5 protein-coding genes are annotated in these 17,355 nt (G+C 69.5%); all 5 read left to right on the top strand.

The annotated features are described in order from the left end of the window. Positions 1–2 precede the first annotated feature (2 nt). The 5 genes from AB0F29_RS11210 to AB0F29_RS11190 are packed head-to-tail and all read left to right on the top strand — an operon-like array spanning position 3 to position 17,352. A complete protein-coding gene (locus AB0F29_RS11210; RefSeq protein ID WP_361870061.1) occupies positions 3–275 on the top strand; it encodes a phosphopantetheine-binding protein in 273 nt (90 codons plus the stop codon). Then, complete coding sequence (locus AB0F29_RS11205) at positions 268–1,419, top strand: acyl-CoA dehydrogenase family protein (RefSeq protein WP_361870059.1); 1,152 nt, start codon at positions 268–270, stop codon at positions 1,417–1,419. Before AB0F29_RS11210 ends, AB0F29_RS11205 begins: the two co-directional genes overlap by 8 nt. After that, positions 1,416–11,537: an amino acid adenylation domain-containing protein gene (locus tag AB0F29_RS11200; RefSeq protein ID WP_361870057.1), complete on the top strand. Its 10,122-nt coding sequence runs from the start codon at positions 1,416–1,418 to the stop codon at positions 11,535–11,537. Before AB0F29_RS11205 ends, AB0F29_RS11200 begins: the two co-directional genes overlap by 4 nt. Further along, the gene (locus AB0F29_RS11195) at positions 11,534–12,778 is read left to right on the top strand and encodes an ACP S-malonyltransferase (RefSeq protein WP_361870055.1); all 1,245 of its coding nucleotides are present in this window, start codon (positions 11,534–11,536) and stop codon (positions 12,776–12,778) included. Before AB0F29_RS11200 ends, AB0F29_RS11195 begins: the two co-directional genes overlap by 4 nt. Next, the gene (locus AB0F29_RS11190) at positions 12,775–17,352 is read left to right on the top strand and encodes a beta-ketoacyl synthase N-terminal-like domain-containing protein (protein WP_361870053.1); all 4,578 of its coding nucleotides are present in this window, start codon (positions 12,775–12,777) and stop codon (positions 17,350–17,352) included. Before AB0F29_RS11195 ends, AB0F29_RS11190 begins: the two co-directional genes overlap by 4 nt. Positions 17,353–17,355: the final 3 nt, after the last annotated feature.

Below are 17,355 nucleotides of genomic sequence, written 5' to 3'. Positions count from 1 at the left end.
ATATGACGAGCCAAACGGAGACGGACGCGGCAGCCGCGATCCGGGCCTACGTGCGACAGCACATGTCCACATTGAGCGAGGCCGACCTGCACGACGACGACAACATCTTCGAGAAGGGTTTCGTCACCTCGGTCTTCGCCATGCAGTTGCTGGACCATCTCGAGACCACCTTCGGAGTGGAGATTCCCGATGACTGCATCACCCTGCAGAACTTCAGTTCGGTGAACCGGATGGCCGCGATGGTCGGCACGCTGGCAGATGGCATCGATGGCTGAGGCCACCGGGACCGACGCGCTCGCCCGCGCAGCGTCGTTCTCCGCCACGCTGGCGCCGCGTGCCCAGGAGTTCGATCGCACCGAACGCCTCGCACCCGACGTGATCGAGGAGATGGCCGCGGCCGGTTTCCTCGGCGCCGCCATTCCCGTCCGGTGGGGTGGGCTCGGCCTGGACCCGTTGGCGTATGGGGAATTGACCGAGACGATCGGCAAGGCCTGCTGCTCGACGCGGGCGCTCCTGACCGTCCACACCTCCCTGATCGGGGAGACGCTCGCCGAGCGCGGCTCGGCCCGGCTCAAGGAGAAGTACCTCCCGGACCTGGCCGCCGGACGGCGCATCGGCTGCTTCGCGCTGTCCGAGCCCGGCGCCGGCTCCGACGCGGCCTCGGTGTCGACCACGTACGTGGGCAAGGGCGATGTCTTCGTCCTCAACGGCGAGAAGAAGTGGATCTCCTTCGCCGGCCTCGCCGACGTGTTCCTGGTCTTCGCCACCGACAACGGCGCGGTCAGTGCCTTCATGGTCGACCGGGACACCGACGGAGTCGAGGTCCACCCGATGTCGGGTCTGCTCGGCAACCGGGCGACCCACATGGCGCGGGTCTCGTTCACTGACGTGGCGGTGCCGAAGGAGAATCTCGTCGCCGGCATCGGCGCGGGGTTCGGGTTCGTCGCCAACACCGCGCTGTTCTTCGGCCGGTACAGCATCGCTTGGGCCGGGGTGGCGATCGCGCAGGCGGCGTTGGAGCAGATGTGCGCGTACGCGACGAGCCGGGTGCAGTTCGGCGTGAAGATCGGCGCCCATCAGCTGGTGCAGAAGATGGTGGCCGACGCCGTGTCCAACGTCGCCGCCGCCCGTGAGCTGTGCCGCCGGGCCGGCCGGTCACGGATCGAGCGCGACCAGGATGCCGTCATGCACACCAACGTGGCCAAGTACTTCTCGTCGACGATCGCCCAGCAGGTCACCTCGGACGCGGTGCAGGTGCTCGGCGGCAACGGGTGCTGGTCGGAGTATCCGGCGGAGCGCCTTTTCCGGGAGGCGAAGATCCTCGAAATCATCGAGGGTACCTCGCAGTTGCAGCAGATTCTGATCGCCGACCACGGCTACAAGTCGTTCGCGGGAAGACACGGGGGCAACCTGTCATGACGCACACCGACGGCGTGGGGGGCGGACGCCCGCGGGGCAACATGTCCGCACTTCCCTGGATCCTCGGCGCCGAAACCGACGACACGCTGCGATCCTCGGCGCGGCGGCTGCGCCGGTACGTCGAGCAGACCGACCCCGACCCATGGGCCGTGGGCCGCGCTCTCGCCGCGACGAACCCGCCGCACGGGCACCGCGCGGTCGTATGGGCTCACGGAGGTGACGTCGCAGCCGCACTGACGGCGGTGGAGCACGGCCGGCCCCACGCACACGTCCTCCGGGGCACGGCCCCTGAGGAGACCGGCCCGGTGTTCGTCTTCCCCGGTCAGGGTGCGGTGTTCCCCGGCATGGGCGCCGCCCTGCTGGAATCCTCGCCGGTCTTCGCCCGTCGGCTCGGCGAGTGCGCCGAGGCGCTTGAACAGCACGTCGACTGGTCGCTGCTCGACGTGCTGCGCGGGGAGGGTGCCGCCGGACAGGAACTTGGCCCCGACGTGGTCGAGCCCGCCTTGTTCGCCGTCATGGTCTCGCTGGCCGAGCTCTGGCAGTCCCACGGCGTCCGTCCCCGCGCCGTGGTCGGATTCAGCCTCGGCGAGATCGCGGCCGCCTGCGTCTCCGGTGCCCTGTCACTGGAGGAGGCCACACGGGTCGCGGTGCTCTGGAGCCGGGCGCACGTTCCCCTGGTGGGTCAGGGGTCGATGGCCATCATCGGGCTCACCGCCGACGAGGTCACCGAGCGGTTCGGCCCCTCCGGGGCAGGCCTGGACATCGCGGGACGGCTCGCACCGCGCTCCGTGGTCGTGGCCGGCACCACGCCCGCCATCGAGGAGACCATCGAGGTCCTGCGCGAGGAAGGCTCCTACGCCCAGAAGCTCTCGGTCGACTTCCCGGCGCACTCGCCGCGGGTGGAGGGACAACGCGAGCACCTGCTCGCCTCTCTCGGGGTCGTGGCCCCGCGCGCCACCGAGCTCCCGTTCCACTCCAGCGTGACCGGGGGGCGGATCGATACCGCCGACCTGGACGCGGAGTACTGGTACCGCAATCTGCGACAGCCCGTACTGTTCGAACAGGCGGCCCGGGCGGCTCTGGCCGACGGACACCCGGCGCTGGTGGAACTCAGCGCGCACCCGGTGCTGCTCACCGCGATGAACGAGATCGTGGGAGGCGGCGCGACGCCGGTGATCGGCACGCTGCGTCGGGACCAGCAGGGGATGGACCGGTTCGGGGCGTCGCTGGCCGAGGCGTACGTACGTGGCGTCACCGTCGACTGGCGCCCGGTGTTCGAGGGACGCGGGGCAGAGATCGACCTGCCCGACCTGGTTACTCCAGCCATCGACGAAGCCCTCGTGGTCGAGGCCGGACCCGAACCCGGCCCGGCGGGAGCGAGTGACCCGGTGGACGCGGTGTTCGCACACATCCTCGGTGAACTGGGCTTCGGTGCCGCCACGGAGCTGCCATCGCCGGCGCCGGGTGCCGCGGCTGTGGCGACTGACGCCGACGAACAGAGCCTGTTCGACCTGGGATTCGACTCGATCCAGCTGGTCCGGCTGCAGACGCAGCTCCAGCGCCACCTCGACGTGACGCTGGAGAGCACCTGCATCATCGACCATCCCAGGATCGGGGCCCTGGTCGGCGAGATCCGGCGGAGGCTGGATGGCCGGAGCACGGGCCGGGCCCGTACCGACGCGTCGACGCCGGCCGCCGCACCGGCGCCGACGAAGGCCTCGGCGTCGAGGGTGCCGTCGACCGAGCCCGTCGCCGTGGTCGGGATGTCCTTCCGGTTGCCCGGTGGGATCCGGACCCGGGAACGGCTCTGGGACGTGCTGAGCCGCCAGGAGGACGTGGTCACCGACGTCCCGGCCGACCGGTGGCCGCAGAGTCCTCTGGATCTGGGCGAGGTGACCACTACCCAGGGCGGGTACCTTCCCGACGTCGACCAGTTCGACCCGCTGTTCTTCAACATCTCGCCGCATGAGGCCGAACAGATGGACCCGCAGCAGCGGCTGCTCCTCGAGCTGACGTGGGAGGCCTTCGAGGACGCCGGGATCGATCCGTACGCGGCGGGCGAGAACGGCCGGGTCGGCACGTTCGTAGGCGTCTACAACAACGACTACCGGCAGGTCGGCAAGGATCTGGGCTACTCGCACGAGGCGTACGCCTACACCGGCAACATGGCGAACGCCGCCGCCGGACGGCTCTCCTACGTGTACGGCTTCCGCGGTCCGAGCATGGCGATCGACACCGCCTGCTCCTCGTCGCTGTACGCCCTGCATCTGGGTGCCCGGGAGCTGAAACAGGGCGGCTGCGACCTGGTCGTGGCGGCCGGGGTGAACCTGATCCTGAGCCCGGAGGGCCACCTGTCGTGGTCCCGGCTGCGGGCCCTGTCGCCGTCCGGGCGGTGCCGGAGCTTCGACGCCGGTGCCGACGGCTACATCCGCAGCGAGGGCGGCGCGGTCGTCGTACTCAAGCGGCTCTCCGATGCCGAGCGGGACGGCGACGACATCCTGGCCGTGCTCAGCGGTTCGGCGGTGAACCACAACGGCCACAACGGTGGGTTCACCGTGCCGAACGGGACGGCCCAGGCCGGGGTGATCGAGGAGGCCCTCGCCGAGGCGGAACTCGGAATCGAGGACGTCTCCTATGTCGAGGCACACGGCTCGGGGACGCCGATCGGCGACCCGCAGGAGATCAACGCCCTGGCGCGGGTCTTCGCCGGTCGCTCGGCTCCGCTGCGGGTCGGCAGCGTCAAGTCCAACCTCGGTCACCTGGAGTCCGCCGCCGGGATGGCGGCGCTGTGCAAGATCGTGGTCTCGCTCGAGCACGGCCGCCTGCCGGGAACACTGCACTTCCGTACCGGAAACCCGATGGTGGACTGGGCATCGATCCCGATCGAGGTCGTCGGCAGCGAGACGGCGTGGGAGCCCAGCGGTGGACGCCGGCGTGCCGGCATCAGCTCCTTCGGCATCAGCGGAACCAACGCCCACCTGATCGTCGAGGAGTACGACCGGCCCCAACCGGCCGTCGCCCCGCTCGACGCGTCGCCGCCCGACGTGCCGCGGTTGCTGCCGGTGTCCGCGGGCTCCGACCGGGCGCTGCGGACCGCCCTGGAGAACCTCGCCGAGTGGAGTTCCCGGACACCGGCCGAGGCGGCTGACATCGCCCGGACCCTGGGCGCCCGGCGAAGTCTCCGGCACCGCGCCGCACTGGTGTGCGCGGACGTCTCCGACATCCCGGCCGCCGTCGGGACCGCAAGGGAATCCCGGTCTCCGGCACCTTCCGGACGCGGCGGTGCCGAGGAGGTATTCGTCTTCTCCGGCCAGGGCACGCAGTACCCGGGGATGGCCCGGGAGCTGTACGACCACGCCGAGGCTTTCCGGCACGAACTGGACGAGCTCGGCGACGAGTTCCGCCGGGCGGGCGGCATCGGGCTGCTGGACATCATGTTCGGCGACGACGCGGACGCGTTCCGGTCGCCGCTGTACTCCCAGCCGATGATCTTCGCGGTGGAACTGGCACTGGCCCGGTACTGGACGACGCTGGGGGTGACCCCGGTCGCCGTCATCGGGCACAGCATCGGCGAGTACGCGGCCGCCTGCTTCGCCGGCGTCATGGGGCGTGAGGACGCGGTCGACCTGGTGATGCACCGGGCCCGCGTCATGGAGGACACGCCGCGCAACGGCTCGATGGCGACCCTGCTGTGCTCGTTGGACCGCGCCGAGGAACTGCTCCGGCCGTTCCCCGACGTGAGCGTGGCCGCCGTGAACGCACGGGAGAACGTCACCGTGTCCGGGCTGACCGACAGCGTCAACGCCGCCCTGAAGGCTGCACGCAAGCAGCGGATCTTCTCCGAGCGTCTGGAGGTGTCGCATCCCTTCCACTCCGCCCAGATGGCCCAAGGTGCCGAGCGTCTGCACCAGCTGATCCGCGATCACCAGTTCGACGCTCCCACGATCCCGTGGTTCTCCGCCCAGACCGGGGCGCCGGTGGGACGCGACAGCACGATCGACGCCGCGTACTGGAGTCGCCATCTGGTCGAGCCCGTCATGTTCCGGAAGGCCGTCGGGGCGGCGTACGACGCCGGCCTGCGCACCTTCGTCGAGATCGGTGCGATGGCGACCCTCGGGGGCCTGATCGCCCAGGAGTTCCCCGACGAGGTGCTGGTCCTGCCGAGTCTGCGCAAGGGACGTTCGGACGTCCGCCAAATGCTCGAGAGCGCCGGCCGACTGTGGGAGCACGGCCGCGACCTCGCCTTCGACCGGCTGCCGGGAACGCCCGGGCGGCGGGTGCGGGAGCTGCCGCACACCCCTTGGGACCGGCAACGAATCTGGTATCCCGACCGCACGGGAAAGGGCGGCGACGTCGTGGCAGCCAGCGCTCACGAGGCAGAGATCACCGCACCGGACCCCGCGGCCGGCCGGGCCCCGGTCCTCGGGTTCGTCAAGCAGGCGCTGAACCAGGTCACCGGAGCCGCCGCCGGGGACATGGAGGAGTCCCTGGAGCTGTTCTCGCTCGGGGTCGACTCCCTCATGCTCGTCCAGCTGGGCAAACGCGTCGAAATGGAATACGACGTCGACATCCCGATCAGGAAGTTCTTCGAGTCGCTGCACACCCTCGGCGCGGTGACGGACTTCGTCCTCCAGCACCGGCCCGCCGAGGTGGCGGCGAGCGCGGCTCCTGAGCCGATCGCCGCGCCGGCGGCCGCCGACGCGGTTCCCACCTCGGCGAGCGGTGCGGTGGCCGCCGCGGCGGCCACCCTGAACGGCAGCGGTGCAGGCGGTGGAGCAGGCACCTCGGCACCGGGCGTGGAGGGGGTCATCCGTTCCCAGCTGGCCCTGATGGAGCAGCAGTTGCAGGTGCTGGCAGGGACCGTCGCCGCCCCGGCACCCGCCGCCCCGGCACCCGCCGCCCCGGCACCCGGTGCTCCGCCGGTACCGGTGCGGGCGAAGCGGCAGCCGGCCAAGAAGGTGGGGACGTACTCGAACAACATCGAGCTCGCCGCCGACCGGCTCACCGACGAGCAGAGCCGGTTCGTCCGTGACTTCGTCGTGAAATACACCGCTAAAACCTACCAGTCCAAGGTCTTCGCTAACGAGCACCGGAAGACCCTGGCCGACTGGATCTCCTCGCTCAACTTCAATCCGAGCCTGAAGGAAACCGTCTACCCGGTGGTCTCCGCCCGGTCTCAGGGCGCCTTCTTCTGGGACCTGGACGGCAACGAGTACCTGGACACCGCCATGGGCTACGGGGTGCACTTCTTCGGACACCAGCCCGATTTCGTCGTCGACGCGGTGCGTGACCAGCTTGAGCGCGGATACGAGTTGGGGCCGCAGAACCGGCTGGCCGGCGAGGTGGCCGAGCTCATCCACGAGATGGCGGGCGCCGAGCGGGTGGCGTTCTGCAACACCGGGACCGAGGCCGTCATGGTGTCGGTACGACTGGCGCGGGCCGTCAGCGGCCGCGACCGGATCGCCCGGTTCACCACTTCGTTCCACGGTGCGTACGACGCGGTGCTCGCCGAGGCCGACGGTTCGGACAGCATGCCGATGTCGATCGGCATCCCGCAGTCGATGGTCGACGACACGATGGTGCTCACCTACGGGAGCCCGGAGGCCCTGGAGCGGATCCGGGAACACGGTCATGACCTGGCCGCCGTCCTGGTGGAACCGGTGCAGTCGCGCAACCCCGGTTTGCAGCCGCGGGAGTTCCTGCGGGAACTGCGGGAGATATGCACGGAGCACGGGATCGCCCTGATCTTCGACGAGATGATCGTCGGGTTCCGGGTCGAGCTGGGCGGCGCCCAGTCCTACTTCGGCGTCGAGTCCGACATGTCGCTCTACGGCAAGCTCGTCGGCGGCGGCATGCCGATCGGCATCATCGCCGGGAAGAGCCGGTACCTGGACGCCGTCGACGGCGGTGCCTGGTCCGACGTCGACGACTCCAAGCCGGCCGTCCCGACGACCTTCTTCGCGGGCACGTTCTGCAAGCACCCGTTGACGATGGCGGCGTGCAAGGCGGTCCTGACCCGCTTGCGGGAATCCGGCGCCGAGGAACTGCCCCGGCTGAACCGGTTCACCGAGGAGTTCGCCCAGCGCGCGAACGACTACTTCGAGGCGGCCGACGTGCCCCTGAGGGTGGGCCACTTCTCCTCGCTGTACCGCTACGAGCCCATGGTCGCCGCGGACATGGCCGGTCTGGCCATGACGCTGAACCTGTTCTTCAAGCTGATGGCCTACCACGGCGTCTATGTATGGGAACGACGCACGGCGTTCTTCTCGTTCGCGCACACCCGGGAACACCAGGACCGGATCCTCGATGCGATCGGCGCGAGCGTGGAGGCGCTGCGCGCCGGTGGCTTCGACTTCCGCCGGGCGGTGTCGTCGCCGGCCAAGACGTCGCCGGCCGAGGCGACACCGGCCAAGACGACTCCGGCCGAGGCGACGTCGTTGCAGGAGAAGGGCGTCTACGTCCTGTCCCGCATGCGCGGCGGCAACGAGGCCTACCAGATCCTCGCGGGACTGCGCTTCGACGGCCCGCTCGATCCCGCCGCTGTGGACCGGGCGTTCGCGGCCATCGCCGGCAAACACCCGAAGCTGCGGAGCCGGTACGAGATCGACGCGACCGAGATCCGCGCCCGGGTCGAGCCGCACGTCACGGTCGAGTCCCACCTGTTCGACCAGCTCCGGACCCCGGACCTGAGCACCGAGGACATCAGGGCGGCGATGAACGCGCCGTTCGACCTCGACACGGCGCCGCTGTGGCGGTACGGCATCGTGATCGACACCGAGGGTGTGCACCACCTGGTGCTCTCGTTCCACCACATCATCGCCGACGGTGCCTCGCTGGAGATCATCCTGGATGACCTTGCCGCCCACCTCACGCACGGCAGACTGGTCGAGGAGGCGCCCACCGCCGGGTACGAAGCGCTCGTACGACTTCAGTCCGAGGTGGCCGACCGGCCCGAGTACGAGCGGCACCGGCAGTGGTGGCTGCGACAGTTCGAGACACCGCCGGAACTCCTGGACGTCCCCTCCGACGCGCCGTATCCCGTGGTGAGCGACTTCGCCGGCCATCATCACTACTTCATGATCGACGGCGATCTGCACGAGGCGGCCACGGCCATGATCCGGCGGCACAAGACGACACCGTTCGTCTTCTACCTGTCGTTGTGGTCGGTGCTGCTCTCCAGGGTCGGCAAGAGCGCGGACCTGTGCATCGGCGTGCCGATGGACCAGCGCATCCTCGGCTCGTTCGAGCGGACGGTCGGCATGTTCGCCCAGTCGCTGCCGCTACGGATCAGCCCGACGCCGGACACGCGGGTCAGCGAGCTGCTCGTACAGGTCCAGGACACCAGCCTCGCCGCCATCGACCACTCGCTGTACGCGTACGAGACGCTGGTCCAGGAACTGGATCTCACGCGTGACTACGGCCGCAATCCCCTGTTCGACGTGAACTTCACGTTCACCAACGCCCGGACGCGCGCACACCGGTTCGGCGAGGTCACCGGCACGACCGAGGACTTCGGCGGTGACCGATCCATGGTGGCACTCAACCTCGAACTCACCGAGCGCGATGGCGGGCTGTACGGCGACTTGGGCTTCGGCGCCTTCTACGGCCGGGAGCGTGCCGCCGAGCTGATGGAGCAGTACCAGGCCCTCATAGCGCAGGTGGTCGCCGATCCGGACCGGACCATCGGGGAACTGCCGCTGCTTGACGACACCGCGCGGGACACCCTGCTGGCCTGGGGGGCCGGACCGGTTCGCAGCGAAGTGCCGGGGCTGACCGAGCTGTTCGAAGAGGCGTTCAAGAAGTATGCCGAGGAACCGGCGATCCGTTTCCGCGGCGAGGATCTGACCTACGAACACCTGGCGCAGCGGGTCGACCGCTACGCCGGGCTCCTGCAGGAGCAGGGTGTGGGTGCCGGGGATGTCGTCGGGCTGCTGTTGCCGCCCTCACCGGACCTGGTCGTCGCGATGCTCGCGATCAACCGGGTCGGGGGTGCCTGGCTCCCGATGGACGTGACGAACCCGCCGGCCCGGCTCAGGTCGATGATCGACATCGCCGTACCGGTGAAGGTCGTCTGCTCGACGGAGCTCGCCGTCGCTCTGGAGCTGGGAGAGCGGGCCTTCACGGTTACCAAGGAGTACCTGGCGGCGGCCCAGCCACCGACGGTGGCCCCGGCCAAGGCCGAGGACCTCGCTTACGCCATCTTCACGTCCGGCTCCACAGGCGCCCCCAAGGGCGTCATGGTCACCAATGGGTCCCTGGCCAACTTCCTGTGCGGCATGCCCGACGCGCTCGGGTGGGCGGAGGGCAAGACGGTGGCGTGTCTGACGACGCCGTCGTTCGACATCCACCTGCTGGAGACCCTGCTGACCCTGGCCCAGGGCGGCACCGTGGTCGTCGCCGAGGAGACCGATGCGCGCACGCCGACGGGGCTCGCGGCATTCCTGACCGCCAACGAGGTCGACTACCTGCAGTTGACGCCCACGCGACTGCGCCTGCTGTGCAGCGATCCGCGAGCGGCCGCCGCCCTGGGCTCCCTGGAGAAGATCTTCGTCGGCGGGGAGGCTTTCCCGGAGAACCTGCTGGCCGGCCTGAGGTCGCACGAGTCGTTGCAGATATTCAACGTCTTCGGGCCGACGGAGACCTGCATCTGGTCCAGCGTCAAGGACCTCACCCCCGACACGCCCCTAAGCATCGGGACACCGATCGCCAACACGACCTTCTACGTGCTCGACGACCACCTTCAGTTGGTCCCGGAGGGCACCGCCGGGAACCTGTGGATCGGCGGGCTCGGCGTATCGCCCGGGTACCTCGACCGACCGGATCTGACCGAGGACCTGTTCCGGGACGACCCGTTCTCCGGCGGCCGGATGTACCGGTGCGGTGACCAGGCGTACTGGAAGGACGGCGAGGTCCACTGCCTCGGGCGCATCGACAACCAGGTGAAGGTCCGCGGCTACCGGATCGAGCTCGAGGAGATCGAGCTGGCGATGGCCGGGCACGACCTGGTCGCAGGGGCGGCGGCGGTCGTCCGGGAGATATCGCCCGGCAACCACGTCATCGGCGGCTTCTACCAGGTACGCGACGGAGCCCCCCTCCGTCCTGAGGACCTCAAGGAGTTCCTCGCCCGAAGCCTGGCCGACTACATGCTTCCCGCCACGCTGACGGAGGTGCCGCACATCCCGACGACGACGAGCGGCAAGGTGGACCGGCCGGCGCTGGCACGCGTCGATGTGGCCGCCGCCGACGAGCCCGCCGCCGGCGACGACGGCACGCGGTCGCGCGTCGACGAGCAGGTGGTGGCCGCGTGGAAAAAGGTGCTCGGCAACATCCCGATGAGCTACGACGACAGCTTCTTCGACCTCGGCGGGAACTCGTTCAGCCTCGTACTCCTGCTGGAAGAACTGAACACCGCCTTCCCGGACATGCTCGACGTGAGTGACCTGTTCGCCAACCCCACGATCGGGCGTCTGCGCGGCCACCTGGCGACCGAGCTCGCGCGGCGCGCCGGCGACGACGGCCTCGCCGAGGCCGCGATCCCGGTCCCGGCCACCTGGCAGGCCGGCCAGGGGGCGATCGCCGGACGGGTCGAAACGACACTGCCGGGCCGGATCCGCGACACGCTGAACCGACTGCGGGAGGCCACCGGTGACTCGGACGCCCCCTTGCACGCGGCATTCGCCGTCACCCTGGGCAAGCTGCTGGACCGCGACGAGATCACCCTCGGCGTCGTCCGGCCCGCCGGCGATGTGGTGCTGGCCCGGCTCGCACTGGCCGGCAAGACCGATCTGGGCGAGATCGTCGAGGAGTACCGGAGCCACGTCCACTCCGACGGACAGAGGGTGGATCTGCGGCACGCGTCGCCCACCCCGCCCAACGCCGCGGCTGTCACCGTCGGCTGCCGTACCAGCGGCACGCAGGCTGACGCGGCCGAGCTGCTCCGGCACTTCGACATCGTGCTCACGGTGGACTCCCGCACCGAACGGGCCACCGCCTGCATCTCCCATACCCGGACCGTCGACGCCGCACAGATGGAACAGCTCCTGAGCAGCTACATCAAGGTGCTCGGAGTCGTGGACGCCGCCGACTCGAACGCATCGAAGAAAGAGGACCGAGCATGAACAACCTGGTGATCGTGTTCCCCGGTCAGGGCTCCCAGTTCACCGGAATGGGCCGGACCTGGTTCGACACCCACGAAAGTGTCCGTGACCGTTTCACCCGGGCGTCGGAGATCGTGGGCTACTCGCTGGAGGAGCTCTGCTTCTCAGCGGCGCCGACAGAGCTGACGAAGACCCGGCACGCCCAGGTCGCTCTGCTGGTGCTCGGCTACTCGATGCACGAGGTCCTGTCCGCGCAGCGCGAACTCCCGGTCGCGGCCATGGCCGGGCACAGCCTGGGTGAGATCACGGCGCTGGCGTCGGCAGGAGCGCTGAGCTTCGAGGACGCGGTCCGGCTGGTCAAGGTGCGCGGTGAGGCGATGGAGGTCTGTGCCACCGAGAACCGCACAGGCATGATCGCGGTCCGGATGCCGGTCGCCGAGGTCGAGAAGCATGTCGACGAGTTCAACGGCGGGAGCCACGACGTCCAGATCGCGAACTACAACGCCGAGGAGCAGACGGTGCTCTCGGGCACCCTGGACGACCTGAAAGCGATGACCTCCTACCTGGAGGGCCGGGGCCACCGGGTCATCCGGCTCAACGTGGCCGGCGCGTTCCACAGCACGTACATGGCCGGTGCCGTGCCCGCCTACGTCAAGGCGATCGGCGAGATCGAGTTCAGCGCCCCGCGGGTGCCGGTGTACTCCACCATCACCGGCGCCGTCTACGGCAGCGCCCGGGAGATCCCCGACGCGCTCGCCCTCCAGCTGACCAGTCCGGTCCGGTGGAGTTCGGTCGTCTCTTCGCTCGCCACCCAGGACGTGAGCCTGTGGCTGGAGTCCGGACCGAAGAAGGTACTGGCGAAGCTGATCGGCGGCGTGGTCGGCTCGGACGCCGTCCACAGCCTCGATGAGGACACCGACGAGGCGTACGCGGCAGTTGACCGCCTGATCGAGGCGAAGAAGGCCGAACCCGGGCTGGCGGGGCTGTGCATGGGGGCGGCCGCGGCGACGCGGAACCGGAACTTCGACGACACCGCGTACACCGCGGGCGTGCTGACGCCCTATCGCAAACTCCAGGAACTGAACCGGATGGACAAGGACGAGCTCACCGAGGAGCAGAAGCGTTCCGCGGTGGAGCTGCTCCTGACGATCATGCGGACCAAGAGGGTTCCCGAGGCGGAGCAGAGCGACCGGATCGCGTCGATCCTGCGCCGGACCGGTGACGCCGCCCTCGAGCCGACAGCCGGAGGGTCCACCGCATGACGTCCCTGCTCGGTCTGGATGATCTGGACCTGTCCCGCACCGACTCGGACGACGAGGTGCGCATCACCCGCTCCGGCGCGGAGCGGACGACAGCCCCCGTGGCGATCGTCGGGATGAGCGGCCGCGCCGGCGAGGCGGCGAACCTCGACGAGTTCTGGTCGATGATCCTGCACGGCGGGGAGGGGTACCGTGCCCTGTCCAAAGAGCGCTGTGCCGACATCGACGCGTTCCTGACCGCCCGCGGTGCGCCGCTGCCGGAGACCGATGAGCGCTACATCGGCGGCACGCGGATGCCGTCGGTGGCTGAGTTCGACCACAGGTTCTTCTCGTTGTCTCCGCTCGAGGCCAAGACCATCGACCCCCACCAGCGGATCTTCCTCGAGACGTCATGGGCCGCACTGGAGGACTCCGGCTACCTGAGCAAGGAGATCCGGGGCGAGAAGGTCGGCGTCTACGTGGGCATGTCGGCCGACTTCGGGATGTCCTACCGCGCGATCGTCCAAGGGATCGCGCCCGACGCCCCGGAGATCGCCGTCGCCGGCAACATCGCGTCGATCATCGGCAGCCGGCTGGCCTACCTGCTCGATCTACGAGGCCCCTCGATGCTCGTCGACACGGCTTGCTCGTCCGGGCTGACGGCGGTGTACACGGCCTGCCGCGCGATCCAGGCCGGCGAATGCACGATGGCGCTGGCCGGCGCCGTGAACTGTGACCTGTTGCCGCTCGTGGCTGACGAGTCCGGCATCGGCATCAAGTACATCCGCGACAACGCCGCCGCCGACGGTCGCACCCGGACGTTCGACCGACGCAGCGACGGCACCAGCGCCGCCGAGGGGTGCTTCGCCTTCGTCCTCAAGGATCTCGACCTCGCCCGTCGCGACGGAGACACCATCCACGCGGTCATCATGGGCGGCGCGGTCAACCAGGACGGGGCTTCCAACGGCATCACCGCCCCGAACGTGGCGGCACAGGCCGACTTGATCGAGGCAGCCCAGACCGACGCCGGTGTCACAGCCGACCAGATCAGCTTCATCGAGGCGCACGGCACGGCCACCAAGCTCGGCGATCCGGCCGAGATCGGCGGCATCGAGCGTGCGTTCTCCCGCCAGACCTCGCGGCGGCAGTTCTGCGGTATCGGCACGGTCAAGACGAACATCGGCCACATGGACAATGCCTCGGGCCTGGCCGGTCTTGCCAAGCTCGTGCTGTCCCTACGCCACCGGACTCTTCCGGCAAGCCTCCATTTCGCCGAGCCGAACCCGAACATCAACTTTCCGCAATCGCCGGTGTACGTCAACGACCGAACGGTCCCGTGGCCCGGCGACGACCAGGAAACGCTCTACGCGGGGATCAGCAGCTTCGGGCTGAGCGGCACGAACTGCCACCTCATCGTCCGCAGCGCCGACCCGGCCCCGGCCCGGGAAGCGTTCCAGCAGGCGAGCGAGTGCTTCTTGCTGCCTTTGAGCGCTCCAGACCCGCGGGGCCTGGGCAGGCTCGCGCGGCTTTACCGTGACTTCGCTCTCAGCGCCGACGTGGAGCCGTCCGATGTGGCCTTCACCGCCTCGATCGGCCGTCTGCACCATCGCTGCCGTGCTGCGTTCGTCTTCTCGGACCTTCAGGAACTCGCGGGCCATCTCAGCGAGTTCGTGGACGCCGCCGGCACTCCCGACGTCGGCGACGACGTGAGCCGGGGCGATTTCCGGGTGGTGCTGGATCACAGCGAGAAGCGTGACGCGCATGACGTCACCGAGAGCGAACGCGCGAAGCTGGACCGGGAGGCGGCGGCCCTGGTGGCCGGGGCGGACACCGGTCGCGGCCTGGTCCGCCGACTCGCCTCGCTCTATACCCGGGGTGCGGAGATCGACTGGCGCGCGGCGACGTCCGAGGGGGCACGCCGGGTGCCACTGCCGGCGTATCCCTTCGAGCGGACCCGGTGCTGGATCGAGGCCGACCGTGCGAGCGCCCGGAGTGGCGGGCTGCCGGCAGCGGCCGACGTCGTGCGCATGTGGGATCGGGACGTCGTCATCCATCGGCTGCGCCCCGATGACCACTGGGAACTGGCTGAGCACCGGGTCCACGGGGTCAGCGTGCTGCCCGGGACGGGACTGGTGGAGATGATCGTCGCGGCCGCGCAGCAGCGGGGTCGCAGTTCCGCCGGGCTGACCCTGCGGAACGTGGTGTTCGAGACGCCGCTGGCCGTTCCGGACGGCGACGAGGCCGAGGTGCACGTCATCATCACTGGTGATGACGACATCGCCGACGCCGTCATCACCAGCCGGACCGCCCATGGCACGTGGGTCAGGAACGCGCGGGCCGAACTCTCCCTCGCGGACCCCGGTCCCGGCGAGCTCCTGCCGGTGGATGATGTACGGCGCCGGCTGAACCGCCCGATCCGGGAGCCTGAGGGAGCGGACCGCACGAAGGGCCTGGAGGCCGGCGAGCACTGGAACGTGAGCCTGCACGACGCCCTGACCGACGACGAGTCGGCCGAGATCCTGTACGACCTGGAGCTTCCGGCGCGCTACCAGGACGAGATCGGCGACTACGTCCTGCACCCGGCGCTGTTCGACGCACTCATCAATGCTCCGAGCAACCATTACGACGACGAGCGGTTGTACCTCCCGTTCTCCTACGGCTCGCTGACCGTCCACGGCCCGCTCCCGGCCCGCGTCGTCGCACACTTCCGGAAGCGGCCGGAGTCGATCCCCGGCCGGTTGTACGCGTTCGACATCCGGGTCGCCGACCCCGACGGCCACGTCGCGCTGACCGTCGACAACTACTGCCTCATGTCCGCCGCCGACCTCGACCTGGGTGACTCCTCGGCGTACGGCTATGTGCAGGAGTACCGGCGGACGACGCAGCGCCCCACCGCGTCGCCCTCCGGGGACGGCACCGGCGCCGTGCTGCTGTGCGGCGACTTCGGGGACGCGTCGGACGGCCTGGTGTGTGCGGTCGAGGCGGCTGGCTACACCCCCGTGCGGGTGGCGGAGTCCGCAGTCGGCGACCCGGATGAACCGCTGGGCGGGGTCACGGAGTTCGTCTTCGCGCTGCTGTCGTCAGTCCCGGCGGCCGACACCTCGCTGGCCGAGCAGGTGGCCGGGCCGGTCGACCGGGCGGTGGCCATGCTGGGCCGGATCGCGCAGGCCAAACCGGTCGTGCACGGCCACCTGGTGGTCGTGACCCGGGACGCGCTCGCGGTCACCGGCGAGGAGACGGACCTCGATCCGGGCCAGGCCGGCGTGCTGGGCGCCATGCGGGTCGCCGCGCTGGAGTACGCGTCGCTACGGATACGCTGTGTCGACAGCGACGCGCACACCGCGCCGGAGACCCTGGTCGCCGAGGCCGCCGCGACCGATCGGCCGCCGTTCGTGCTCTACCGCGGCGGGCAGCCGTACGAACCGACCATGAGCAGGCACGCCGTCGCGGCCGGGTCCACGTCGTCGCCCGTCGCTGCCGCTGACGGGGTGGTCGTCGTCTCCGGCGGCACGGGGGATCTCGGCACCGCGGTAACCGAGTACCTGGTCGGCCGCGGAGCACGCCGGGTCGTCCTGCTGGGTTCGCCGGGCGCCGACACCGAACGGGCCGAGTGGGAACGGTGGTCCGGCGAGCTGGACGTCTTCGAGGTGCTCCGGGTCGACCTCGGCGAACGGTCGGCGGTACTGGACGCCGTTGACGGCGTCAGGCGGCGGCACGGCCGGATCTCGGGCATCCTGCACCTGGCCGGCCGGCCGGGCAGCGGGTTCCTCTACACCAAGAGCGCCGAACAGTTCGCCGGCGTCTACCGGCCCAAGGCGCTGGGCGGCGTGTACCTGCACGAGGCTACGCACGCCGACGACTTGGACTTCTTCGTCACGTTCTCGAGCATCTCCGGTCTGGATCTGGCTCCCGGGCAGACTGACTACACTGCCGCCAATCTCGTCCTGGACAGCCTGGCACAGTACCGGCGTCTGCACGGGTTGCCGGCGGTGAGCGTCCAGTGGCCCGCCTGGCGGGAGACCGGGATGGCCTGGCGGCTGGGCGCGGTGGAGGAGGAGGGCCGTTTCCTGCCCCTGGACACCGGCGAAGCGCTCGACGTGTTCGGTGCACTGCTGGCTCGGCCCGACCACCCGGCGGTACTCATGCCCGGCCGGATGCGTGCCACAGGGCCGGCGTCGCGGCCCGCAACGCAGCGCGGGCCGTCAGCGACGAGCACACGCACGGTGACGTTGCACGGCCTGGACACCGTCGGCGACGTCGAACGCTCGGTGGCCGAGATATGGGGCGCCACGCTGGACATCACCGAGTTCGACGCCTTTGAGAACTTCGGCGAGTTGGGCGGTAACTCGCTATTGACTTCGCAAATGTTTAAGCACTACGACGAGCGATATCCAGGAATTATGGATATAACCGACCTGTTTAGATACACTACGATCGCCGACCAGGCAGCGTATATCAGATCGCGACGCGGCGTCGGGGATGCTGGGGCTGGGGAGTCACAGTCGGAGATCGCCAGCGATAGCGACAGCATTGACCAACTGCTGGACATGTTGACCGAGGGAACCCTCTCTGTCGAAGAGTCCAAAGATCTCCTTTAGGGG

The sequence above is a fragment of the Streptomyces sp. NPDC026589 genome, from assembly GCF_040638385.1.
In the GTDB taxonomy this organism is placed as follows: Bacteria; Actinomycetota; Actinomycetes; order Streptomycetales; family Streptomycetaceae; genus Streptomyces.
This window is presented reverse-complemented; position numbering and strand designations above follow the sequence as displayed.